The sequence below is a fragment of the Shewanella frigidimarina genome (assembly GCF_003797125.1).
Classification (GTDB): domain Bacteria; phylum Pseudomonadota; class Gammaproteobacteria; order Enterobacterales; family Shewanellaceae; genus Shewanella; species Shewanella frigidimarina.
This window is the reverse complement of the sequence record NZ_RKKE01000003.1, coordinates 874,390-897,492: the sequence shown is the minus strand read 5'-3', so window position 1 is coordinate 897,492 and position 23,103 is coordinate 874,390. Positions and strand designations below refer to the sequence as shown.

Annotated in this window: 21 protein-coding genes and 3 tRNA genes; 20 read left to right on the top strand and 4 right to left on the bottom strand. The window is 40.2% G+C overall.

Annotation, left to right across the window (positions count from 1 at the left end):
* Positions 1-126: 126 nt before the first annotated feature.
* The 12 genes from EGC86_RS13345 (at position 127) to glnS (ending at position 13,045) form a co-directional block, all read left to right on the top strand.
* Positions 127-909, top strand: coding sequence for a DUF3450 domain-containing protein (locus tag EGC86_RS13345; RefSeq protein WP_123777864.1), 783 nt, complete (start codon positions 127-129; stop codon positions 907-909).
* Positions 909-2,264, top strand: a complete 1,356-nt coding sequence (locus EGC86_RS13340) for a MotA/TolQ/ExbB proton channel family protein (protein ID WP_011638075.1) — start codon at positions 909-911, stop codon at positions 2,262-2,264. Before EGC86_RS13345 ends, EGC86_RS13340 begins: the two co-directional genes overlap by 1 nt.
* Positions 2,264-2,791 carry a MotA/TolQ/ExbB proton channel family protein gene (locus tag EGC86_RS13335; protein ID WP_011638074.1) on the top strand — a complete coding sequence of 176 codons (528 nt, stop codon included), beginning with the start codon at positions 2,264-2,266 and terminating at the stop codon, positions 2,789-2,791. Before EGC86_RS13340 ends, EGC86_RS13335 begins: the two co-directional genes overlap by 1 nt.
* A 13-nt stretch (positions 2,792-2,804) precedes the next feature.
* The gene (locus tag EGC86_RS13330) at positions 2,805-3,209 is read left to right on the top strand and encodes an ExbD/TolR family protein (protein ID WP_011638073.1); all 405 of its coding nucleotides are present in this window, start codon (positions 2,805-2,807) and stop codon (positions 3,207-3,209) included.
* 1 nt (position 3,210) lies between these two features.
* Positions 3,211-3,831, top strand: coding sequence for an energy transducer TonB (locus EGC86_RS13325; protein ID WP_011638072.1), 621 nt, complete (start codon positions 3,211-3,213; stop codon positions 3,829-3,831).
* Positions 3,831-5,078: a tetratricopeptide repeat protein gene (locus EGC86_RS13320; protein WP_123777863.1), complete on the top strand. Its 1,248-nt coding sequence runs from the start codon at positions 3,831-3,833 to the stop codon at positions 5,076-5,078. Before EGC86_RS13325 ends, EGC86_RS13320 begins: the two co-directional genes overlap by 1 nt.
* A 585-nt stretch (positions 5,079-5,663) precedes the next feature.
* A complete protein-coding gene (locus tag EGC86_RS13315; protein ID WP_123777862.1) occupies positions 5,664-7,493 on the top strand; it encodes a DUF885 domain-containing protein in 1,830 nt (609 codons plus the stop codon).
* A 93-nt stretch (positions 7,494-7,586) separates the two neighbouring features.
* Positions 7,587-7,865: a peptidylprolyl isomerase gene (locus EGC86_RS13310; RefSeq protein WP_101087820.1), complete on the top strand. Its 279-nt coding sequence runs from the start codon at positions 7,587-7,589 to the stop codon at positions 7,863-7,865.
* Between the two features lie 69 nt (positions 7,866-7,934).
* The gene (locus EGC86_RS13305) at positions 7,935-8,471 is read left to right on the top strand and encodes a GNAT family N-acetyltransferase (RefSeq protein ID WP_123777861.1); all 537 of its coding nucleotides are present in this window, start codon (positions 7,935-7,937) and stop codon (positions 8,469-8,471) included.
* Between the two features lie 200 nt (positions 8,472-8,671).
* Complete coding sequence (locus EGC86_RS13300; protein ID WP_011638067.1) at positions 8,672-8,911, top strand: FeoA family protein; 240 nt, start codon at positions 8,672-8,674, stop codon at positions 8,909-8,911.
* Entirely contained in the window at positions 8,904-11,216 is a 2,313-nt protein-coding gene (feoB, locus tag EGC86_RS13295) for a Fe(2+) transporter permease subunit FeoB (RefSeq protein ID WP_011638066.1), read from the top strand. Before EGC86_RS13300 ends, feoB begins: the two co-directional genes overlap by 8 nt.
* A gap of 158 nt (positions 11,217-11,374) precedes the next feature.
* Entirely contained in the window at positions 11,375-13,045 is a 1,671-nt protein-coding gene (glnS, locus tag EGC86_RS13290; protein ID WP_102036464.1) for a glutamine--tRNA ligase, read from the top strand.
* Positions 13,046-13,113: 68 nt separating this feature from the next.
* On the opposite strand, the gene EGC86_RS13285 is transcribed toward glnS, so the two are convergent.
* Entirely contained in the window at positions 13,114-13,710 is a 597-nt protein-coding gene (locus EGC86_RS13285) for a Yip1 family protein (protein WP_011638064.1), read from the bottom strand.
* A gap of 359 nt (positions 13,711-14,069) precedes the next feature.
* On the opposite strand from EGC86_RS13285, the gene miaE reads away from it, so the two are divergent.
* A complete protein-coding gene (miaE, locus tag EGC86_RS13280; RefSeq protein WP_123777860.1) occupies positions 14,070-14,837 on the top strand; it encodes a tRNA isopentenyl-2-thiomethyl-A-37 hydroxylase MiaE in 768 nt (255 codons plus the stop codon).
* 65 nt (positions 14,838-14,902) lie between these two features.
* Here miaE and EGC86_RS13275 read toward each other — a convergent pair whose 3' ends face one another.
* Positions 14,903-15,628, bottom strand: a complete 726-nt coding sequence (locus EGC86_RS13275) for a UDP-2,3-diacylglucosamine diphosphatase (RefSeq protein ID WP_102036466.1) — start codon at positions 15,626-15,628, stop codon at positions 14,903-14,905.
* 2 nt (positions 15,629-15,630) lie between these two features.
* Positions 15,631-16,125 (bottom strand): peptidylprolyl isomerase, encoded by a 495-nt coding sequence (locus tag EGC86_RS13270; protein ID WP_011638050.1) that lies wholly within the window; start codon positions 16,123-16,125, stop codon positions 15,631-15,633.
* A 143-nt stretch (positions 16,126-16,268) separates the two neighbouring features.
* On the opposite strand from EGC86_RS13270, the gene cysS reads away from it, so the two are divergent.
* Positions 16,269-17,651 (top strand): cysteine--tRNA ligase, encoded by a 1,383-nt coding sequence (cysS, locus tag EGC86_RS13265; protein ID WP_123777859.1) that lies wholly within the window; start codon positions 16,269-16,271, stop codon positions 17,649-17,651.
* A 99-nt stretch (positions 17,652-17,750) separates the two neighbouring features.
* Here the strand turns inward: cysS and folD are convergent, their stop codons facing one another.
* On the bottom strand, positions 17,751-18,605 hold the full coding sequence (folD, locus tag EGC86_RS13260; protein ID WP_011638048.1) for a bifunctional methylenetetrahydrofolate dehydrogenase/methenyltetrahydrofolate cyclohydrolase FolD: 855 nt from the start codon (positions 18,603-18,605) through the stop codon (positions 17,751-17,753).
* Positions 18,606-18,896: 291 nt separating this feature from the next.
* Between folD and EGC86_RS13255 the strand changes: the two genes are divergently transcribed.
* The 6 genes from EGC86_RS13255 (at position 18,897) to clpX (ending at position 23,031) form a co-directional block, all read left to right on the top strand.
* Positions 18,897-18,973, top strand: a tRNA-Pro gene (locus tag EGC86_RS13255).
* Between the two features lie 85 nt (positions 18,974-19,058).
* Positions 19,059-19,135 (top strand) — tRNA-Arg (locus EGC86_RS13250).
* 8 nt (positions 19,136-19,143) lie between these two features.
* A tRNA-His gene (locus EGC86_RS13245) sits at positions 19,144-19,219 on the top strand.
* A 394-nt stretch (positions 19,220-19,613) separates the two neighbouring features.
* Positions 19,614-20,918, top strand: coding sequence for a trigger factor (gene tig, locus EGC86_RS13240; RefSeq protein WP_011638047.1), 1,305 nt, complete (start codon positions 19,614-19,616; stop codon positions 20,916-20,918).
* Positions 20,919-21,008: 90 nt separating this feature from the next.
* Positions 21,009-21,620, top strand: coding sequence for an ATP-dependent Clp endopeptidase proteolytic subunit ClpP (gene clpP, locus EGC86_RS13235; protein WP_011638046.1), 612 nt, complete (start codon positions 21,009-21,011; stop codon positions 21,618-21,620).
* 130 nt (positions 21,621-21,750) lie between these two features.
* Positions 21,751-23,031, top strand: coding sequence for an ATP-dependent protease ATP-binding subunit ClpX (clpX, locus tag EGC86_RS13230; RefSeq protein ID WP_011638045.1), 1,281 nt, complete (start codon positions 21,751-21,753; stop codon positions 23,029-23,031).
* Positions 23,032-23,103: the final 72 nt, after the last annotated feature.

Sequence of the window (23,103 nt, the reverse complement as noted above, 5' to 3'; positions counted from 1 at the left end):
GGGAAGAAAAACTAACAATCACAAGAAAAAGACGTGCTTAGTTGAAGTAACATTGATTAACAATTTTAGATCATGGTTATTTTGCAAAGTTGAACTTTTTAATTCACTTCAAATTGGTTGGGAACTATGTCCAAGGTAAGCAATAGAACAAAAATCGCTACTGCACTTGTTGGCGCTCTGGCTTTAGCTGGCAGCAACTTCGTTGTTGCAGATCCTCTAGCTGACGTTCAAAAAGCCGATAGCAGCCTTAATGCTGCTTCAGCTGCGTCGCAACAGAAAGTCGACAAATATTTTGACCAAGCACAAGACATGCTTTTTGAGTATGGCAGCGTTGCTGATGAACGTGAATCATTGAAGTCATACAATGATTACGTTGCAGGCTTGGTAGCTGATCAACAAAATTCACTTGATTTAATTCAAACTGATATCAACGGCGTAGATAAACTTCGCCAGGGTGTTGTGCCATTAATGTTTAAAATGGTTGACGCTTTAGAGCAGTTCGTAAATTTAGATTTACCATTTAACATTGAAACTCGTCAGAATCGTGTTAAAAATTTAAAAGATATCCTTGATACTGCAGAAGTCACATTGGCAGAAAAATACCGTCTAATCCTTGATGCTTATAGCATTGAGCGTGAGTACGGTAGCTTTGTATCGGTTCATACTGGTAAGTTAAATTTAGATGGTAAAGAAGTACTCGTTGATTTCTTCAATTTAGGCCGAGTTGCACTTTATGCACAAAGCTTGGATCAGAAAATCGCATGGATGTACGACCCAGATGCGAAGTCTTGGAATAAGTTAGACGATAGCTACCTACGTGATATTACAAAAGGTATCCGCATTGCTCGTAAGCAAGGCGCTCTTGACCTATTCGCATTACCAATCCCTGCTGCGGAGACTGCACAATAATGAAGAAGTTAATTACATCAGTGCTAGTGGCTGCAACTTTCTCTTTAACAGCTGGTATGGTTTCTGCTGCAGATGCACCAAAAACTATCGGTCAACTGTTACAGCAAGTTAAAGCCGACCGAGCTAACGAAGGTAAGACAAACGCTAAGCGTGAAAGAGAATTTCAAGCGGAACGTGGCGATAAAGCTGAATTACTTAAGCGTGAAAAAAATGCCTTGTCTGCTGAAAAGCAACGCGGTAAAGATTTGAACCAAGCATTCTTGGATAACGAGCGTAAAATTGCTCAGTTAGAAGAAGATTTAAAAACTGCTCAAGGTGACTTGGGTGAAATGTTTGGTGTTGTTAAAGGTGAAGCTGGTGATTTCGCTGGTAAGTTAGCTGCGTCTAACATCAGTGCTCAGTTTCCTGGTCGTGACACCTTTATTGCTGAATTGGGTGCACGTAAATCACTGCCTAAAATTGAAGAGTTAGAACAATTTTGGGAAGCACAGTTATTTGAAATGGTTGAGTCAGGTAAAGTTGTTAAATTTGATGGTGATGTTACTGCTATCGACGGCAACGTAGTAAATACTGCAATTCACCGTGTAGGTCCTTTCAACTTAACTGCTGAAGGTAAATATGTTGTTTACAAACCTGAACTTGGTTTAATTCAACAGTTATCACAGCAACCAGAAGGTTATCAGGTTAGCGCAGTTGGATCGTGGGAAAATACTACTTCAGGTGTTGCTCCTTTCTATATAGATCCAGCTCGTGGCGTGCTACTGAACATCTTTACTAACAAAGCTAGTTTAGAAGATCGTTTAGAAGCCGGTGGAACTATTGGTTACATCATTCTTGCCTTGTTAGCTTTAGGTGCATTAATTGCTATTGAGCGTTTAGTGACTCTAACTATTATTGGCGCTAAAGTTAATAGCCAACGTAAAAACATCGAAAATCCTGGTAACAACGCTTTAGGTCGTATCCTAAAAGTATACCAGTCAAATAAAGATGTTGATGTTGAAACACTTGAGCTAAAACTTGATGAAGCAATCTTAAAAGAAACGCCTGCTTTAGAAGCTCGTATTTCAATCATCAAAGTTATCGCTGCTATTGCTCCTATGATGGGTCTATTGGGTACAGTTACCGGTATGATCGCAACCTTCCAATCTATTCAATTGTTCGGTACTGGTGACCCTAAATTGATGGCTGGTGGTATTTCAATGGCGCTTATTACTACCGTTCAAGGTCTTATTGCTGCATTGCCTCTAATGTTATTACATGCAATTGTAGTTGCTCGTAGTAAGTCTATTGTTCAAGTTCTTGAAGAACAAAGTGCCGGTATCATTGCAGAACATGCTGAGAAGAGGGCTGACTAATGATGCTAATCCTGATGGACGTATGGGATTCCGTCAGGGGCTTCATGGCCTCCGGAGGCGATGTCCTCTGGCTGGTTGCAGCAGTGCTATTCCTAATGTGGGTGTTAATGCTTGAACGTTATTGGTATCTAAATTGGATATCACCAAAACAACATCAAGCCGTTATCGCCTCATGGGAAGCAAGAGAAGAAACAACTTCTTGGCATGCTCACCGTATCCGTGAAGCTTGGGTATCCCAAGCGAAGCAAGATTTGAATGCACGTATGCTGTTAATCAAAACCTTAGTAGCCATTTGTCCAATGATTGGTCTATTAGGTACTGTAACCGGTATGATTTCAGTATTCGATGTGATGGCAGTTCAGGGGACGAGTAATGCTCGTTTAATGGCCGCTGGTATCTCAATGGCCACAATGCCGACAATGGCAGGAATGGTTGCAGCTCTATCGGGTGTTTTCTTTAGCACACGTTTAGACTCAAAAATGAGAATCAGTTTAGAAAAGCTAAAAGACAGCATGCCTCACCACTAGAGAGAGATTGAACATGGCACGTAAGAAGCATTCCACTATGGAAGAGGAAGCGCAAATTGATATGACCCCGATGCTAGACATCGTGTTTATCATGCTGATCTTCTTTATTGTAACAACATCGTTTGTTAAGCCATCAGGCTTAGACTACAACAAGCCTAAAGCGTCACAGGCTACGTCTAAACCTTCGGCGAACATCTTTATTGGTATCAGCAAAACTGGTGTCATTATGATGGAAAACCGTCAGGTTGATATCGAACGTGTAACTGCAAACGTAGAACGTATGTTGGCGGAAGCACCTGAAGCAGCTGTACTGATCCAAGCAGACAAAGACGCTTTACATGGTTTAGTCGTAAAAGTGCTTGATAACGTTAAAGCTGCAGGTATCGATAAAATTTCAGTATCAGCGGGGAATGAGTAATATGCTAAGAGCACTCGTATCAATAATCATTGGTGCTGCAGTGACTTTTGGGCTGTTTGCTTTCATGGCTTTCCTGGTCGGCGGCGGCGCACAACGCAACGGCGAATCAGCGGAATCCCCTGTTATTGAAATTACGATGGATAAACAGGATTCGAAGGCACAGAAAAAACCAAGGGTTACACCTAAGCCACCTCCACCACCGGAGCAGCCACCGAAGCCGGATACTACTCCGCCTGATTCATCATCTAATATTGACACTAATATGGCGTTCAATATGGGTGGGATCGAATCTGGTGGACCAAGTACTGGTTTTAAGCTTGGTAACATGATGACTCGTGATGGTGATGCTACTCCTATTGTTCGTATTGAGCCTCAGTATCCAATTGCTGCAGCTCGTGATGGTAAAGAGGGTTGGGTTCAACTTACCTTTACAATTAACGAACTAGGTGGTGTTGATGACGTTTCTGTTATCAAAGCTGAACCTAAGCGTTTATTCGATCGTGAAGCGATTCGCGCATTGAAAAAATGGAAATACAAGCCGAAAATTGTCGATGGCAAGCCATTAAGACAAAGTGGTATGACAGTACAACTTGACTTCACACTAGAGAAGGGAGGTAGATAATGCGTAAAGTTACTAGTATCGCTACAGCGTTATTACTTTCCGTCTGTGGAAGTGCATTATTGTCTAACACTGTAGTTGCTGCGGAAAAGTGTGAGATTGACAAGCGTCAATCTCGTGCCGTTGGCGAAAGCGCTGCAAAAAAAGTACAAAAATCTTTTGGAGCATATACTGAAGGAAATTTAGACCAAGCAATTGCAATATTGCTTGAGGCTAATGCTAAAAACGACTTCGACAAAGCGTATGTCGATCGTATGTTAGGTAACTTCTATGCCGAAAAAGGTCAGATGAAGACAGCAATCAAATATTTGAAGACTGCTGTTGATGCTGACATTCTTGGTGGTACAGATCATGCTGCAACAATGCGTTTGTATGCTGATTTGTTACTACAAGAGAAAAAGTTTAAAGAAGCGATTCCATATTATTACAAGTGGATGGATTTTACCTGTAAGGCAGATGCTCAAATGTATCGTCGAATTGGTATTGCCTACACTGAGTTAAAAGATTGGAATAAAGTACTACAAGTCGCTGACAAAGGTTTATCTTTAGCTGAATCGCCTGATAAAGGTCTGTATCAGATGAAGTTAACCGCTTACTTTAACCAGAAAAAGTACAAAGAAGCCGTAAAAGTATTAGAAACTATGGTGCCTTTGTTCCAAGACGACAAACGTCTCTGGGTTCAGTTAGCTCAGTTTTACTTGATGACTGAAGACTATGATAAATCACTTGCAACATATGATTTAGCATATAAAAATGGCTTTTTAGAGACTGACAGTAATATTACTCGTTTGTCTCAATTGTTAGCGCAAAAAGGTTCGCCTTACAAAGCTGCTACCATTTTTGAAAAGCACATGAAGTCTGGTTTAGTTGCTGAAAACGAGAAGAGCTTAACTACACTCGCTGGTTTTTATCATAATGCTAAAGAGCTAAAAGAAGCTGCTTACTATTATGGCAAAGCTGCTGCAGTTAGTAATAAGGGTGAACTGTATTTAAAACAAGGTCGTATTCTTGCTTTAGAACAAAAATACAATGATGCTATTCCTGTGCTTAAAAAAGCACTTGATGCAGGTATTGATAACCCGGGTGAAGCTCAATTTGAGCTAGCTTTAGCATACTTGAGCCTTAAAAAGTACAAGTCTGCTTATAACCGAGCTGTTCTTGCTGCTAATGATAAAAAGACTGAACGTAGTGCTAAGAGCTATATTTCTTACATCAAAGAAAAAGCTCGTATTCACAACGTAACGCTTTAACTTAAGCTTGATTTAAAAAGCCCCTTTTTAGGGGCTTTTTTATTTGCACAAGAAAACTACTAATACATTTTTTTCTTTATCTAGGTTAAATATTTTGTCTTATTAATGGCTTCGATTTCGTGAATTAAACGTATTGACTGATGTTCTAAATCAATAAATTGTTAGATAGTGTGTATTTGTTAAAGTTTAGTTTCATGAACCGTAATGCAAAGATACAATAAGTGAAATGATTATGTCTGCTTAGTCATGTGGCACATTGTAATGATATCGCATATTAGGAAATCAACTATCCAGAACGAGCAAACTCGATTTAAGTGTCCCTTATACACTTAAGTCGACATTGGCGGGCTGTATGAGTGAGAGCTTATGTTGTGCAATCGAATTTACGTCAGGCATAGATAAGCATTATTGGATTGTGAGGTAACTCCTCTTCTAATTAGCATACAATTACTTGGTAATGAACCCTAATAGCAGGTCTCATAAGAGTAATAACAGAGTCATATTTTTATCGAGATTAAATAGTTACACTGAGATAAATCGACACGCTAATAAGGCGTGAGTGAAATTGTGTTAAGGAATATAAAAATGAATAAAACATTGCTAGCATTGACTGTGTCCTTATTATTGGCCGCTCAAGGTTGTTCTGAAGCCACTACTGTCTCATCTGCGCCTGAAACCACCGCCGAATCTAGTGCTGCCGTGATGCTTCAGTCTGCCTCAGAGCAGTATTTGGCGATGGTCGATAATTTTTTTAATGATCAATTAAAGCTTGAGCCGATTTACGCCACCTTTGTGGGAGTCAATGACTATAACGACCAATTCGGTGGTGCATTAACTGAGGAGTATTTAAAGGCTCGTCATGATTTAAATAGCCATTATTTTAGTCAAGCTAAAACAATTGATGTTGATAAACTTCCTGCATCACTTAAACTCAGTTACGACATGTTTATTTATGATCGTAACATGGAGCTTATTGGAGAAACTTATCCTGAGTACTTTTTACCTATTAATCAATTTTATAGCACAGTATTCACAATGGTCCAGTTGGGTAGTGGAGAAAGTGCTCAACCATTTAAGACTGTTGAAGATTATCAAAATTGGTTAAGTCGCTTACGTGGGTTTATTAACTGGACTAAACTTGTACAGCAACGTATGGATGAAGGTATTGCAAGTAAAGTTGTATTACCACGAGTGCTTGTCGAGCGGATTATTCCTCAGTTGGATGCCCAACTTGTTACTGATGCACAGAGCAGTTTTTTTTATTCCCCAATTAATTTACTGCCTGAAAGTTTTACAGCTGAACAAAAAGCACAATTAACCAAAGAATACTCTCAACTTATTGATTCTGAGCTATTACCGGCATTGACTCAGTTACGTGACTATGTAAAAAATGTGTATTTACCCAGTTCACGAGCTTCAGATGGTTGGTGGGGTTTACCAAATGGTAAAGATTGGTATCAACACTTAGCTAATAGCCACACAACAACAACTTTATCAGTGGATGAAATACATCAAATTGGTTTGTCTGAGGTTGCACGTATTTTATCCGAGATGGACAAGGTGAGAGAGCAAGTTGGTTTTAAAGGTGATTTAACCGCATTTTTTGCCTCCTTATCTTCAGAATCACAGTACTTTTTTACTGACAGACAAGATTTGATTGATGGTTATATGGCAATTAAAGATCATATAAATCAAGTGTTACCTCAGTATTTTAATGTAATGCCTAAAGCGGATTACATTGTTAAGCCCGTAGAGAGTTTTCGTGAGAAATCTGCCGCTGGTGCATCGTATGAATCACCTGCTGTGGACGGTTCACGCCCAGGTGTATTTTATATCAATACTTACAACTTAAAAGCACAACCTAAATGGGGCATGACAACCCTATCATTGCACGAAGCCGCTCCAGGTCATCATTTTCAGATTGCGATTAAACAAGAGTTAACCGACGTCCCACAGTTTCAGCGCTTCCAGGGTTACACTGCGTTTGAAGAAGGTTGGGCGTTGTATGCAGAGTATTTAGGCATTGAGATGGGCGTATTTAATGATCCATATCAGTACTTTGGTAAGTTATCAGATGAAATGTTAAGAGCAATGCGGTTAGTCGTTGACACTGGACTTCATGCGAAAGGCTGGAGTCGCGAACAAGCTATTCAATACATGAAAGATAATTCTCCAATGGCGGAGTCCGATATTGTTGCAGAAGTAGAGCGTTACATGGCTATACCTGGTCAAGCGCTATCTTATAAAGTTGGCCAGTTAACTATTTTGCGCTTACGTGCAGATGCAGAGAAAGCTTTGGGTGATAAATTTGACTTAAAGGGTTTTCATGATCAGTTGCTCACGTCAGGGTCGTTACCAATGGCGGTGATGGAAAATAAAATCGCTGATTGGATAAAAGCTGAATTAGCAAAATAAATACCGTAAAAGGAACGATGACTTAAGTATGTCATCGTTCTGTCGTTATGTTAGTGTTACATTTTTATTTTATTATATTTTAGGAGCCAAATTATGGTACAAGCAACTGCTAGACACTTACTCGTAAGCACTCAAGAACAATGTGAATCACTCAAGCAACAAATCGAAGCTGGTGCTGATTTCGCTGACGTAGCCAAGGCAAATTCTTCTTGTCCGTCTGGTGCGCAAGGTGGTGAACTAGGTTCTTTTGGACCAGGAATGATGGTTAAAGAATTTGACGAAGTGGTATTTAGTGCACCATTAAATGTTGTTCAAGGGCCAGTAAAAACACAATTTGGTTTTCATTTACTTGAAGTGACTAGTCGCGGCTAGTCAATATTGAGTGAGTGACATAAAAATGGCAGCTTAGGCTGCCATTTTTATGTATTAAAAAGAGGGTATATGGATATAAATCTTTATAGTGATCGGCTTAAATTACGAAATTTACAGAGCAGGGATTGGGATTTTTTTCTTCGCTTACATCTTGATAAAGATGTTAATCAATATATTCGAAGTATTGAACCTGAATTAGATATAGTCGCTAAATTTGAGCAGCGTAAAGCTGTATGGCTTTTTGAGTCAGGAGATTGGTTAACGCTTGTTATTGAGCGAATTGATAATAGTCAGGCCGTGGGACTTATTGGTTTTAGATGTGATGATGCACAGCTAAGGCGGGCTGAAGTAGGTTATTTAATTGCGCCAGAACAGCAAGGATTAGGGTTTGCCAGTGAAAGCTTGCTCGCGGTAACCGATTGGGGGGCACTACAATTCAGTATGCATAAATACATTGGTATTTGCGCTCATGAAAATACTGCTTCGCGAAAAGTATTAGAGAAGGTGGGCTTTGTTCTGGAAGGGACACTAAAACAGAATAACTGTGTTGATGGTAAATGGTCCGATGATTGTTATATGGGGTTGTTGACCGCCCAGAGAACATAATCATTATTGAGCCAATTTTACTTCAAAATAAAAATAAAATCTTAGTTGCACTATATTCTAACGGGCATTTGTCACATAATACGTAATACAACTGAAAACTATTCTCGTTAACAAGTGAAACTTTGATCTAGATTTGAGTTTAACTTGTTTAGTTCCGATAAAATTTTTAACGTTATTAATGTTGTTGAAGGTAGTGTTACATGAAGCTGAGTGAACTTAAGCCAGGTGATCAGGCTATTATCTCTGAAATCGGTCAATTAACGTTACCGCAAACTGTTAAACGTAAATTGTTATCCATGGGCATTACACCCAACACCCGTTTTCATTTTATACGACGAGCTCCTATGGGGTCAGGTGTTGAATTAGATTTACGTGGAAGTAAATTATGTATGCGTTGTGATTTAGCCGATATCATCGAGGTAGTGCTCAAAAATGACTAAACAATTTCACTGTGTCACCGTGGGTAATCCCAATGCAGGTAAATCGACTCTTTTTAATGCACTTACTGGTGCTAGCCAGCAGGTTGGCAATTGGTCGGGTGTTACCGTCGAAAAGAAAACCGGTAAGCTAAATTATTCAGGGACTGATATTTTTCTCACCGATCTCCCTGGCATCTACGATCTACTCCCTGCAGGTAATAGCTGCGATTGTTCATTGGACGAGCAGATTGCTCAGGCTTATCTTTCTAATCAACAAGTGGATGCAATCATCAACCTAGTTGATGCCACAAATGTCGAACGTCATCTATATTTAACTACCCAATTACGTGAGTTAGGTATTCCGATTATTGTTGTTATTAACAAAATCGATGCTGCTAAAAAACTTGGGATCAACATTAATGTTGACGACATGTCAGCACGTTTAGGTTGTCCTGTTGTTGCTATTTGTTCACGAAGTAAAGCCGATGTAGAACAACTACAGGCAGAGTTAATGTCACTATTGGAAAAAGGTGACTCAACAAAATCGTTAATGCTCCAGTATCATACCGATATTGAAGCCAGTGTAACTGCATTACAGATGCAAAATGATAGCCAAGGCCTCACGGCGTTAAGCCGTGGGCAAGCGCTTGCTATTTTAGCAAATAGCCATGGAAATGGTTGTGGTACGAGTGAAGTACAATTACATGACACGGTAAAGCAATGTACTTTACGAGTCGAACAAGCAGGCGAAGACATCGATATTATGATCGCCACAACCCGTTACGATTTTGTACAGCAGGTGTTTGAAGCATCAGTAAATCAAGGGAAACATATAAGCGCCACAGATAGGCTTGATAAAGTAGTGTTACACCCGGTATTAGGTATCCCTATTTTCTTATTTGTTATGTACCTAATGTTTTTATTCAGTATTAACGTGGGTAATTCTTTTATCGATTTCTTCGATATTACTGCTGGGGCTATTTTTGTTGACCATTTTGGTGTCTTACTGTCGTCAATGGGATCGCCTGATTGGCTTGTGACTATTTTAGCTGGCGGTGTAGGGCAAGGTATCCAAACTGTCGCGACGTTTATTCCTGTTGTTGCTGCATTATTTCTTGCTCTTTCAGTACTTGAAGCATCTGGATATATGGCTCGGGCAGCGTTTGTTGTCGACGGCTTGATGCGTCGTATTGGCTTACCAGGTAAAGCTTTTGTGCCGATGATTGTTGGTTTTGGCTGTTCGGTTCCTGCCATTATGGCTACCAGAACATTAGGCAGCGAGCGTGAACGTATCGTTACTGGAATGATGGCGCCTTTCATGTCTTGTAGTGCTCGACTGCCTGTTTATGCGTTATTTGCAGCGGCATTTTTCCCTCAATCAGGCCAAAATTTGGTGTTTTTACTGTATATTATTGGCATTTTTGCCGCGATTGGCACAGGTTTGTTACTGCGTAAAACAGTATTACCAGGAACAAGCAGTGCCGTTGTTATGGAATTGCCAAGCTACGAAATGCCTAAAAGCAAAGCAGTATTTTCACGTACAACAAAACGAACTAAAAGCTTTATTATGGGCGCTGGTAAAACCATCATTATTGTTGTGACACTGCTTAACTTTGTTAATGCAATTGGCACAGATGGATCTTTTGGCCATGAAGACAGTAAAGAGTCTTTGCTCAGTGTTGCTAGCCAACAAATCACACCGCTGTTTTCTCCTATGGGAATAGAACAAGACAATTGGGCTGCAACCGTTGGTATTATTACCGGTATTTTTGCTAAAGAAGCCGTAGTCGGTACATTAAACAGTTTATATAGCACCTCAGCAGGTGATGATGAAGAGTTATTGTCTATTTGGGACAGTGTTAAAGTCGGCTTAGCGACAATTCCAACAAACTTATTAGGTATTGAACCTGGTGACCCATTATCAATTGCGATAGCAGGTATCACAGATTTAGATGAAGCAGCAATGGAGTTATCTGTTGATACATCTACCTTCAGTGCGCTTCAAACAGGCTTTAAAAGCCAGATAGCCGCATTCTCATACTTGTTGTTCATCTTGCTTTATACACCTTGTGTAGCAGCGATGGGGGCCTTGGTTCATGAATTTGGTGCGAAGTGGGCCCGTTTTGCTGCAATTTGGACATTTTCTTTAGCATATGGTTCAGCAACAGTGGTTTACCAAGGGGCTACATTTAATCAGCATCCGGTACAGTCTGCTAGTTGGATCAGTTTCTTTGTCATGGCTTTGGTTGTGTTTTATTTCTGGTTAAATAAGAAAGGTCGTAAAGCACAACAAATTATTCCTGGAATACGAATTGTCACAGAATAGTTAACTGAAATATGTTTGAATTAAACAATAAACCCAGCTTTGCTGGGTTTATTTGCTTTAACAAGCTAACTTTTTCGGTACTAGCAGTTGTAACTACATAAGATCTGTAGGATCATCTATTTTTATTCATATTGCCATTGTGCGCCAAGAGGAATTCCATGAGTCATGTGGACACCGAAGTACGTCCAAGTAACTTCATTCGTAATATCATAGACGAAGACCTAAAAAGCGGTAAGCACAGCCAAGTACATACACGTTTTCCACCAGAACCTAACGGGTATTTACATATTGGCCATGCTAAATCTATTTGCTTAAATTTTGGTATTGCAAAAGATTACCAAGGTCAATGTAACTTACGTTTTGATGATACAAACCCTGAAAAAGAAGACATCAATTATGTTAAGTCTATTCAGGAAGACGTGCGTTGGTTAGGCTTTGAATGGTCTGGCGATATCCGTTATTCATCAAACTATTTTGATCAACTACATCAATATGCAGTTGAGCTCATTACCAAAGGCTTAGCGTACGTTTGCTTCTTAAATGGCGAACAAACCAGAGAGTACCGCGGTTCATTAAAAGAGCCGGGTAAAAACAGCCCATACCGTGACACCAGTGTTGAAGAAAATCTCGCGTTATTTGAAAAAATGCGTAAGGGAGAGTTCAAAGAAGGTGAATGTGCTCTGCGTGCCAAAATTGATATGGCATCACCCTTTATGTGTATGCGCGATCCTATTATTTATCGTATCCGATTTGCTCATCATCATCAAACAGGCGACAAGTGGTGCATTTACCCAATGTACGATTTTACTCATTGTATCTCTGATGCTATTGAGAATATCACTCATTCGATATGTACTTTAGAGTTTCAAGATAACCGTCGTTTATATGACTGGGTATTAGATCATTTAAATGATTTCCAAGCGCCAAATCGCACTCGTCAATATGAGTTTTCACGCTTAAATCTTGAATACACTTTGATGTCTAAGCGTAAACTAAACGATTTAGTCACACGTAAATTGGTTGATGGCTGGGACGATCCCCGTATGCCAACTATCGCAGGGTTACGTCGTCGTGGTTACACATCAGCTTCTATTCGCGAGTTCTGCTTACGTATTGGTGTTACCAAGCAAGAAAACTTAATTGAAGTCGGCATGTTAGATGCGTGTATTCGCGAAGAATTAAATGAACATGCACCTCGTGCAATGGCAGTATTAAGACCGATTAAAGTTGTTATTGAAAACTACCCAGATGCACAGCCTGAAACTATTACAGCACCTGCTCATCCAAATAATGAAGCCATGGGCACGCGTGAACTGACGTTTGGACGAGAGTTATTCATTGATGTTGAAGATTTTAAAGAGGAAGCTAATAAGCACTTTAAACGACTTGTTTTAGGTAAAGAAGTCCGTTTACGTAATGCTTATATTATTAAAGCTGAACGTTGTGACAAAGATGCCGATGGTAATATTACTACAGTCTATTGTACTTACGATGCAGATACTTTAGGTAAAAACCCTGCTGATGGACGTAAAGTTAAAGGGGTTATTCATTGGGTTGAAGCCTCAACAGCGAAACCTGCTGAGTTTCGTTTGTATGACCGTTTATTTACCAGTGAAAATCCTGCTGCTTTTGAAACTGTTGATGAAGTGCTAAATCCCAATTCACTCACAGTAGTGAAGGGACTCGTTGAACCTGGCTTAGTCAATGCTCCGGCTGAGAAAGCGTTTCAATTTGAACGAGAAGGCTATTTCTGTGCAGACAGTAAAGATTCAAGCGCTGAACATTTAGTGTTTAACTTAACGGTACCGTTAAGAGATACCTTTGCGTAATCAGCATTATGAATAACAAAAAGGCGCTAAATGCGCCTTTTTTGTTTTATTTTTCAATAATCAATAAATTATTGCATCATCGGCCCGAAGCCAATACTCCATAAAATGACACTACTTGCCATCAGTGCCACTAATAGTACAAGACCTGCAGTAACCACTGAGCTAGCGTAAATAAAACCCTTTTCTTCAGGGATATTCATAATAATAGGAACACCTGCATACAGTAGATAAACGGAATAAGACAAGCCAATCAAACCGACTATCATAATGAACCATAACACGGGGTAGAGTGCCGCTAAACCAACCATAAATAATGGGGTTGCAGTATAGGACGCTAATTCGAGAGCTTGAGTATAAGTTGGATCAGCATCAAATGTTTTGCCCATCCAATATGCTAGATAAGCAAGAGCCATAACGCCAATAATCAAGCCGAAATACATTCCAACAGACATGAATAGTGCGCTTTTTGATGTTAGAAACAGAAGCTCTCCGGCTCCGGGATGCCAACCAATGTGTGCTGTCGCAAAATAAGCACAAATTGCAGGGATCAGTGCGATAAGCAATACATGACTCAAGCTGCTCTTTAGCGCTTCGTGATTCTTTTCAATTGTGTGCCACTCTTTTTTTGGATGAGTGTAAAGTCCCATTAAGTGATTCAATACCATTATAGTTATCCTTGTTTAGCATTTTTGACCTAGCTCGCCAAACAACGACGAACTGACTACAGCTTTTTACCAATCGCCTTAATCAGTCCACATCTACTTATCAACAGGGGAATGGTGTTGGCATAACACTGAGAGGGTTCCATTGCCAACATCTATGTTGTTAAGTTATGACTCTATCCCAATTTAGAATCATCATTTAAGGTGATCGATGGCATCTGTTATTAAATCGTTAAATTAGATGCTCAGCTTATTTATTGAACATAATTAGACTTTCGTCAAGTTGTATTACGTTTTTGGCTTCAGAAAAGATCGCTCTAAAGGTAAAATGAACCTATATTTTTGAAAGGATTATCCATTTTATGCAGCAATTACTTGTCCCTATTTACAACTTTTTAGGTTGTGAGACGCCAAACCGTTGGGTCGAACAAGCTAAACAACCCGAACAACTCACTGCATTACTGATTGATCATTGCAACTGTGAACTTAAAGCTGCACAAACTGCAATGTTAATGATCCGCAAATATGCGATTGATAAAAGTAGTTCACATCTATTAAAGACCTGGGCAAAGCCTTATGAAGATTTCGTTTATCAACAAGACCGAAATGCTCATGAATTTTTAGCTCGAGATAGCAAAAAGAATGACATTACTAGTGAATTAGTGGCCAATAAAAGTCTCGCTAATAGCACTGATTTAATGAGTAAAATGGTGCGTTTGATTAAAGAAGAGTTTCATCACTTTGAACAAGTTTTACAAATTATGACTGCGCGTGGCATCGATTACAGTAATATTCGTGCTGGTCGTTACGCCAAACAGTTAATTATTCATATGCGGACTCATGAGCCACTTACGTTAATTGATAAGTTAATAATTGGCGCGTTTATCGAAGCGCGTTCATGTGAACGATTTGCCAAACTTGCGCCGCACTTAGATGATGAGCTCGCCAAGTTCTATACTTCATTACTTCGTTCAGAAGCTCGACATTTTCAAGACTATTTGGCTCTTGCTGAGGATATTGCAGGTGAAGATATCAGTGAACGGATTGATTATTTTCGCAACAAAGAAATGGAATTAATTTTGACAGAAGATAGCGAGTTTCGTTTTCACAGCGGTTTACCGCCACAATAACCAACAAGTGCGCGATATAAGCCAAGACTCACTGATGATATCAACGTTGATACTGTTTAGTGAGCCTAGTTTGTTTCGGAAAAGGGCAATGTTACTAACTCGCAACCTTTCTCGCTGACGTTTAGCACGCTGCCTTGAGTATACCAATCACCGACCACAACACGTTGTTCTTGTGCGGTGAGTTGATGAATAGCTGGGCGATGAGTATGACCATGGATCATTCTTTGACAACCAGTACTTGCCAATAGCGCAGTAACAGCACTTGACTCAACATCCATGATTTCGTAATGTTTTTGTTGATTACCTTGAACACTTTTTTGACGAATTTTTGCCGCAATGTTTAAGCGTGTCTTTTTAGGTAGGTGGGAGTAAACCCAACGCACTATATCAAGACTTCGAAAGCGTCTGAATCGCTGATAAGCAATATCAAGGGTACAAAGGCTATCACCGTGTAAAATCACAGTGTTAACACCGTACAAGTTGATACAATACACTTCAGGCAATATTTTCATGCCCGCTCGTAGGCAAAATTGTTTGCCAACCATAAAGTCACGATTACCATGAGTAAAATATACAGGTATTGAATTCGATACTGTTTTGATGGCTTCTGCGATGGCAATGGTAAAGGATTCTGCAATATCATCACCCATCCAAACTTCGAATAGATCGCCGATGATATAAAGCGCTTCAGTATTGTCTAAACCATGGTTTAGGAAATAGATGAAGGCTTGAGTAATATCTGGGCGATCTGCACTTAAGTGCAAATCGCCTACAAAGATTGTTTTCTTCAAAATTACGCTTTAACGCTAACGCTTTTGATCACAATGGCTTCTAATGGTACATCTTGATGCATACCATTATTACCAGTGGCAACATTTTTGATTGTTTCAATAATGTCTAAGCCTTCAACCACTTCACCAAATACACAATAACCCCAGCCCTGTGAAGTTTCTGATTTAAAATCAAGGAAAGTATTGTCTTTTACGTTAACGAAAAACTGTGCTGTTGCTGAGTGCGGATCAGAAGTACGCGCCATGGCAACTGTGCCTTTACGGTTAGATAAACCATTGTTGGCTTCATTTTTGATTGATGCTTTAACACTTTTCTGGCTCATATCTTCAGTGAAACCACCACCTTGGATCATAAAACCGTCAATAACACGGTGAAAAATAGTACCCTCGAAAAAACCATCTTCAACATACTGCATAAAGTTAGCCGCTGTAATTGGCGCTTTTTCTTCATTTAGCTGTAAAGTAATATCGCCCATATTGGTATGTAAAGTAATCATGTTGTCTCACTTGAAAATAATAATTTGCGCGATTCTAACTTATCTTAACTGCCGCATAAAGTGCAGTGTTCAAAACAGGTGACATCATGTTAGACTCAGCGATAACATTTCCCGTTATAAATTAGTGTAAAAGAGAACAATCGATGTTAAAGATTTACAATAGTATTAGCCGTGATAAACAAGAATTTAAACCAATAAATCCAGGTAAAATCGGAATGTACGTCTGTGGCGTAACCATTTACGATTTATGTCATATTGGTCATGGGCGTACCTTTGTTTCGTTTGACATGATAGTGCGTTATTTACGTTATATCGGTTATGAGGTGAATTTTCAGCGCAACATTACCGATGTTGATGACAAAATTATCAAACGGGCGGCTGAAAACAACGAATCTTGTGAGTCGCTAACTGAGCGTTTGATCGCCGAAATGCACCAAGATTTTGATGCCTTGAACATGAAACGTCCAGATTTTGAGCCTCGAGCAACGTTACATATTGAAGAAATTATCGATATGGTTCAGCGTTTACTCGATCGCGATCATGCTTACGTAGCCAGTAATGGGGATGTATTATTTAGCGTTGCATCATTCCCTGAGTACGGACAGTTGTCAGGTCAAAACCTAGACCAGCTTCAAGCCGGTGCTCGCGTTGAGATAGATAATGCTAAACGCAATCCTATGGATTTTGTGTTATGGAAAATGTCTAAACCGGGTGAACCAACGTGGGAATCACCTTGGGGACCAGGTCGCCCAGGTTGGCACATTGAGTGTTCAGCCATGAACAGTAAACATCTAGGTTTACACTTTGACATTCATGGTGGCGGGTCTGATTTACAGTTTCCACATCATGAAAATGAAATTGCACAGTCTTGCTGTGCTCACGATACCCCGTATGTTAATTACTGGATGCACACCGGAATGGTGATGGTTGACCGTGAAAAAATGTCTAAATCACTGGACAATTTTTTTACCATTCGAGATGTGCTTAAGCATTATGATGCTGAAACTGTACGTTACTTCTTATTATCTGGTCATTATCGTAGTCAGTTAAATTATTCTGAAGACAATTTAAAGCAAGCTCGTGCAGCGCTAGAGCGTTTATACACTGCGCTTAAAGGTTTAGACTTAACAGTTGATGTTGCGCCTGCTGAAGCGTTTGTAGCCAAGTTTAAGTCGGCAATGGATGATGACTTTAATACTCCTGAAGCCTATTCAGTGTTATTTGAGATGGTACGTGAAATCAATCGTCTTAAAACAACCGATATGGCAGCGGCATCGGCATTAGGTGTCAGCTTGAAGCAATTAGCAGATGTGCTTGGCCTTATCAGCCAGACGCCAGAAGCTTTCTTTAAGGGGGAGGGCAGTGACGATGAAGTGGCAGAAATTGAAGCGCTTATCGTTGAGCGTAACCGTGCTCGTACTGAAAAAGATTGGCCAGCAGCGGATGTGGCCCGCGATCGCTTAAACGAGTTAGGCGTTGAGTTAGAAGATGGCGGCCCTAGCGGCACGACTTGGCGTAAAAAGTAGTTTACTTCAAGTATAAAAACAAAAGCCTGCAATAGCAGGCTTTTGTTTTTATTAATCAGCATTGTTTGCTTATCTGAGATTAGCTTATCTGAGATTTAGTTAACTATGATACTGCTCGCATGCGTATAGGGTGTTCTCTAATAAACTTGCTATCGTCATTGGGCCAACTCCACCAGGAACCGGCGTAATAAATGCAGCCTTTTCAGCGGCAACATTAAATTCAACATCACCCACTAAACTGCCGTTCTCCAAACGATTGATACCAACATCAATTACAATCGCGCCTGGCTTGATCCAGTCACCAGGAATAAATCCAGGTTTGCCAACGGCAACTACTAATAAATCTGCTTGACGCACTTTTTGTTCTAAGTTTTTGGTAAAACGATGACAGGTTGTTGTTGTGCAACCTGCTAATAATAATTCTAGTGTCATTGGGCGGCCAACAATATTCGACGCACCTACTACAGTAGCATCAAGACCATAGGTATCTATACCGGTTGATTTGATTAACGTCATAATACCCATCGGCGTACAAGAGCGGAGCACTGGGATGCGTTGAGCTAAACGGCCAACATTATAGGGATGAAAACCATCAACATCTTTATCTGGGCGAATACGTTCAATGACTTTTGAATCATCAATATGAGCGGGCAAAGGTAGCTGTACTAAAATCCCATCAATGCTTGGATTGGCATTACACTCATCGATTAGCGCTAATAGCTCTGCTTCGGTTGTCTCGGTGTCAAGGTCAAAAGATTGAGATTCAAAACCGACTTCCTCACAAGCTTTACGTTTACTGCCAACATAGACTTGAGATGCGGCATCACTGCCCACTAAAATAACCGCAAGTCCTGGCGCGCGAAATCCAGCTTGTCTACGTTGTGTTACTTTTTGTTTTAGTGTGGTGCGAATAGATTGTGCAATGGCTTTACCGTCAATAATTTGAGCAGTCATGGCTGTAGAGTTTCCTTTGAGTGACGCAGGTGTTGAAGTCAATTGTCGATCGGCCGTTATTCTAGCAGGCGTATTGAAGGGTGTCATTTGCTAGACGTGGAAAATACAGTGAATAAACTATTCGCGCTATGATGCTAATCACGATTTTTGCTGTTAAATTCGACATATAGCATTTAGGGTTAAAAAAATCGTTGACGATAGCAAAGTGACTCGTTAATATGCGCTCCGTTCTCGGGACAACATCGTTATTGTTTATAGATAATATGTGTTTCGAAAACAACGTAAGATTTTCGGTGATTAGCGCAGCCCGGTAGCGCATCTCGTTTGGGACGAGAGGGTCAGAGGTTCGAATCCTCTATCACCGACCAAATTAATGTTATTTGCTCTTGCAGTGAGTAACAGAACAAGTAAACTTGTTCAGCCAGACAGGATGCAGTATCTAACTGTAACCATGCGCCCGTAGCTCAGTTGGATAGAGCACCCGCCTTCTAAGCGGGTGGTCGCAGGTTCGAATCCTGCCGGGTGTACCATTTCAATGGTGATTGTAGCTCAGTTGGTAGAGTCCCGGATTGTGATTCCGGTTGTCGTGGGTTCGAGCCCCATCAGTCACCCCATTTTTCTGATTAAATCAAATTATCGTATAAATACCCTTTAATGGGTGTGATAGGTTTGGTTTAGTCACGATAATTGTTTTGCTGCTAAGCTTTTTGAGCGTAAGTCAAAAACTCATTTCGCACATTAAACGTGCAAACACATCAAAATTGAACATAAGTCGGCTTTTTTATCATGTAAATCGACCTTTTCAGGCTCGACTCTGTTAAAAACGGTAGCTATAATGTCGCGTCTTGATAAATATCAAAAATAAGCTATCTGTACCAACAGCGTCTTCAGCATCAATAATATCGCTGTGCTGGGTATCAGAGCTAAATTCATGGTCAAGAAACGAATATCGAATGGTTGAGTTGTCGACCATTACAAAGAACGTCAGACATATTTCGAGGTAAAACAATGCAAGTTTCTGTTGAAACAACTCAAGGCCTAGAGCGTCGCCTAACTATTTCTGTACCTGCTGAGCAAATCGAGAAATTGGTTAAAGACAATGTATTGCGCGAAGCTAAGCGTGCTCGTCTTCCAGGTTTCCGCCCAGGTAAAGTGCCTATCGGCGAAATCAACAAGCGTTATGGCAAAGCCATTCGTCAAGACATCACTGGTGAAGTGATGCAACGCAACTTTATTGAAGCTATCGTAGCTGAAAAGTTAAACCCTGCAGGTGCGCCAGTATTTACTCCTGGTTCAACTGAAGGTGATTCTTTTGAATTCGTTGCAACATTTGAAATCTACCCAGAAGTTGTTCTAACGGGTTTAGATAGCATTGCAGTTGAACAGCCTAAAGCTGAAGTTAATGATGCTGACGTTGATGTTATGATTGAAACATTACGTAAACAACATGCAACTTTTGCACCTGTTGAACGTGCAGCAGTTGCTGACGATAAAGTTAAAATGAACTTTATTGGTTCTATTGATGGCGAAGAATTCGAAGGCGGAAAAGCTGATGATTTCGAACTTCAATTAGGCAGCAACCGTATGATCCCTGGTTTTGAAACCGGTATCGTAGGGCATAAAACAGGTGATGAATTCGAAATCGAAGTGACTTTCCCTGAAGATTACCATGCTGAAAACTTGAAAGGTAAAGCGGCTAAGTTCGTTATTACGTTGACTGAAGTTCAAGCGGCTAACCTGCCAGAAGTGAATGATGAATTTGCCTCATTGTTTGGTATTGCTGAAGGTGGCTTAGATGCACTTAAAGCTGAAATCCGTAAAAACATGACTCGTGAACTTGAGCAGGCGTTAAAAGCGAATGTGAAAGAGCAGGTTATTACAGGTTTACTAGCAGCAAACGATATCGCTATTCCTAAAGCACTTGTTGAGGGTGAAGTGAATGTACTTCGTCAACAAGCTATGCAGCGTTTTGGTGGTCAAACTGAAAATATGCCTGAACTTCCGGCTGAACTTTTCACTGAACAAGCTGAGCGTCGTGTTAAAATTGGTTTGCTATTAGGCGAAGTGATCAAGACAAACGAGCTAAAAGCAGAAGATGATCGTGTTAATACATTGATCGAATCTATGGCTTCAGCGTATGAAGATCCATCTGAAGTTGTTTCATACTACAACTCAAACAAAGAACTCATGCAAAACATGCGCAACGTAGCGCTTGAAGAGCAAGCGGTGGAAGCATTGTTAAAATCATCAAAAGTAACCGTTAAAGACGTTGCTTTTGAAGAATTTATGAACAAGGCTACCGGACGAGCGTAAGCTAAGCTTGACTTAACAGGTCGTTCGCCATTTATAATGGCTCGTATGAGGTTCCTCATGCGGGCCATTTTTATTTTAGGGAAATGAATAATGCATAATGCACCAGAATCAGTACTCAACGCTCTTGTTCCAATGGTTGTTGAACAAACAGCGAAAGGTGAACGTTCTTATGATATCTACTCTCGCCTATTAAAAGAGCGAGTGATCTTTTTAGTTGGCCAGGTAGAAGAACACATGGCTAACCTCATTGTTGCTCAATTATTATTCCTTGAGTCTGAAAGCCCAGATAAAGATATATATTTGTACATTAACTCACCTGGTGGCTCTGTCACAGCTGGCATGGCTATTTATGACACAATGCAGTTCATTAAGCCTAATGTGAGTACCGTATGTATGGGTCAAGCTGCGAGTATGGGCGCATTTTTGCTAGCTGGTGGTGCTAAAGGTAAACGTCATTGCTTACCTAACTCTCGTGTGATGATCCATCAGCCATTAGGTGGCTTCCAAGGTCAAGCATCAGACATAGCAATTCATGCAAAAGAAATTCTTGGTATTAAAAATAAATTAAACCAAATGTTAGCGGAACATACTGGCCAGCCTTTAGATATTATTGAACGCGATACCGACCGTGATAACTTCATGAGTGCTACTCAAGCTGTTGAGTATGGTATTGTCGATTCATTACTCACTAGTCGCGGCTAAAACTGGTAGCTGATTTTCTAGATACTTTCAGGTATTCTGTATTGAAAGGCGTTCAGTCATCAATGTGGTTATGATAAGTATCTACAAGCAGGGCTTAGGTTCAACCTAAGTTGTAAACAGAGGTAGAATAATGGGCGATAACAAAAATAACGGTGACAGCGGCAAACTGCTGTACTGCTCTTTTTGCGGAAAAAGTCAGCATGAAGTCAGAAAACTCATTGCTGGTCCATCAGTTTATGTATGTGACGAATGTGTTGATTTATGTAATGACATTATCCGTGAAGAAATCAAAGAGATTTCACCTAAACGTGATGAAGACAAATTGCCGACACCGCATGAGTTACGCAAGCATCTTGATGACTACGTAATCGGTCAGGATCAGGCTAAGAAAGTGTTAGCCGTAGCGGTATACAATCATTATAAGCGTTTACGTAATGGCGCTATCAAAGATGGTGTAGAGCTAGGTAAAAGTAACATTTTACTATTAGGCCCAACCGGTAGTGGTAAAACTCTATTGGCTGAAACGTTGGCTCGCTCACTTAATGTTCCTTTTGCTATGGCAGATGCAACCACACTAACCGAAGCAGGTTATGTGGGTGAAGATGTTGAAAACATCATTCAGAAGCTACTGCAAAAATGTGATTACGACGTTGAGAAAGCGGAACGCGGTATCGTCTATATTGATGAAATTGACAAAATCAGTCGTAAATCTGACAATCCTTCAATTACTCGTGATGTATCGGGTGAAGGTGTTCAGCAGGCGTTGCTTAAGTTAATTGAAGGCACCGTTGCTTCTGTTCCTCCACAGGGCGGACGTAAGCATCCACAACAAGAATTCTTGCAAGTGGATACCTCTAAAATTTTGTTCATCTGTGGTGGTGCGTTTGCTGGACTTGAAAAAGTCATTGAGCAACGTGCACACACTGGAACCGGAATTGGCTTTGGTGCAGAAGTAAAAGGCGAAGCGGATAAAGCGACTATTTCACAAATTCTTAGCCAAGTAGAGCCTGGTGATTTAGTGAAGTTTGGTTTAATCCCTGAGTTTATTGGTCGTTTACCTGTTGTTGCTACGCTAACTGAGTTAGATGAAGCTGCATTAGTACAAATTCTATCTGAACCTAAAAACGCATTAACTAAGCAATATAGTGCATTATTTGAGATGGAAGATGTCGAACTTGAATTCCGTGATGATGCATTACAAGCCATCGCTCAAAAAGCAATGTCACGTAAAACCGGTGCTCGTGGATTACGTTCTATTGTTGAAAGCATCTTGCTTGATACAATGTATGATATTCCGTCGACACAAGGCGTGATTAAAGCTGTTGTTGATGAATCAGTAGTGAAAGGCGAGTCAGCCCCTATTTTGATTTATGAAAACACTGAGACACAGGCTGCTTCAGGCGAGCAATAATTGCACTGATAGTCAAGAAGTTGAAAAATAAGGAGTCCATTGGGCTCCTTTTTTCGTATTAGCCATTGAAAC

What these genes read in the sequence shown, in the direction of transcription:
- EGC86_RS13345 (WP_123777864.1), top strand. Translation starts at nt 127, where the DNA reads ATGTCCAAGGTAAGCAATAGAACAAAAATCGCTACTGCACTTGTTGGC.
- EGC86_RS13340 (WP_011638075.1), top strand. Translation starts at nt 909, where the DNA reads ATGAAGAAGTTAATTACATCAGTGCTAGTGGCTGCAACTTTCTCTTTA.
- EGC86_RS13335 (WP_011638074.1), top strand. Translation starts at nt 2,264, where the DNA reads ATGATGCTAATCCTGATGGACGTATGGGATTCCGTCAGGGGCTTCATG.
- EGC86_RS13330 (WP_011638073.1), top strand. Translation starts at nt 2,805, where the DNA reads ATGGCACGTAAGAAGCATTCCACTATGGAAGAGGAAGCGCAAATTGAT.
- EGC86_RS13325 (WP_011638072.1), top strand. Translation starts at nt 3,211, where the DNA reads ATGCTAAGAGCACTCGTATCAATAATCATTGGTGCTGCAGTGACTTTT.
- EGC86_RS13320 (WP_123777863.1), top strand. Translation starts at nt 3,831, where the DNA reads ATGCGTAAAGTTACTAGTATCGCTACAGCGTTATTACTTTCCGTCTGT.
- EGC86_RS13315 (WP_123777862.1), top strand. Translation starts at nt 5,664, where the DNA reads ATGAATAAAACATTGCTAGCATTGACTGTGTCCTTATTATTGGCCGCT.
- EGC86_RS13310 (WP_101087820.1), top strand. Translation starts at nt 7,587, where the DNA reads ATGGTACAAGCAACTGCTAGACACTTACTCGTAAGCACTCAAGAACAA.
- EGC86_RS13305 (WP_123777861.1), top strand. Translation starts at nt 7,935, where the DNA reads ATGGATATAAATCTTTATAGTGATCGGCTTAAATTACGAAATTTACAG.
- EGC86_RS13300 (WP_011638067.1), top strand. Translation starts at nt 8,672, where the DNA reads ATGAAGCTGAGTGAACTTAAGCCAGGTGATCAGGCTATTATCTCTGAA.
- feoB (WP_011638066.1), top strand. Translation starts at nt 8,904, where the DNA reads ATGACTAAACAATTTCACTGTGTCACCGTGGGTAATCCCAATGCAGGT.
- glnS (WP_102036464.1), top strand. Translation starts at nt 11,375, where the DNA reads ATGAGTCATGTGGACACCGAAGTACGTCCAAGTAACTTCATTCGTAAT.
- EGC86_RS13285 (WP_011638064.1), bottom strand. Translation starts at nt 13,710, where the DNA reads ATGGTATTGAATCACTTAATGGGACTTTACACTCATCCAAAAAAAGAG.
- miaE (WP_123777860.1), top strand. Translation starts at nt 14,070, where the DNA reads ATGCAGCAATTACTTGTCCCTATTTACAACTTTTTAGGTTGTGAGACG.
- EGC86_RS13270 (WP_011638050.1), bottom strand. Translation starts at nt 16,125, where the DNA reads ATGATTACTTTACATACCAATATGGGCGATATTACTTTACAGCTAAAT.
- cysS (WP_123777859.1), top strand. Translation starts at nt 16,269, where the DNA reads ATGTTAAAGATTTACAATAGTATTAGCCGTGATAAACAAGAATTTAAA.
- folD (WP_011638048.1), bottom strand. Translation starts at nt 18,605, where the DNA reads ATGACTGCTCAAATTATTGACGGTAAAGCCATTGCACAATCTATTCGC.
- tig (WP_011638047.1), top strand. Translation starts at nt 19,614, where the DNA reads ATGCAAGTTTCTGTTGAAACAACTCAAGGCCTAGAGCGTCGCCTAACT.
- clpP (WP_011638046.1), top strand. Translation starts at nt 21,009, where the DNA reads ATGCATAATGCACCAGAATCAGTACTCAACGCTCTTGTTCCAATGGTT.
- clpX (WP_011638045.1), top strand. Translation starts at nt 21,751, where the DNA reads ATGGGCGATAACAAAAATAACGGTGACAGCGGCAAACTGCTGTACTGC.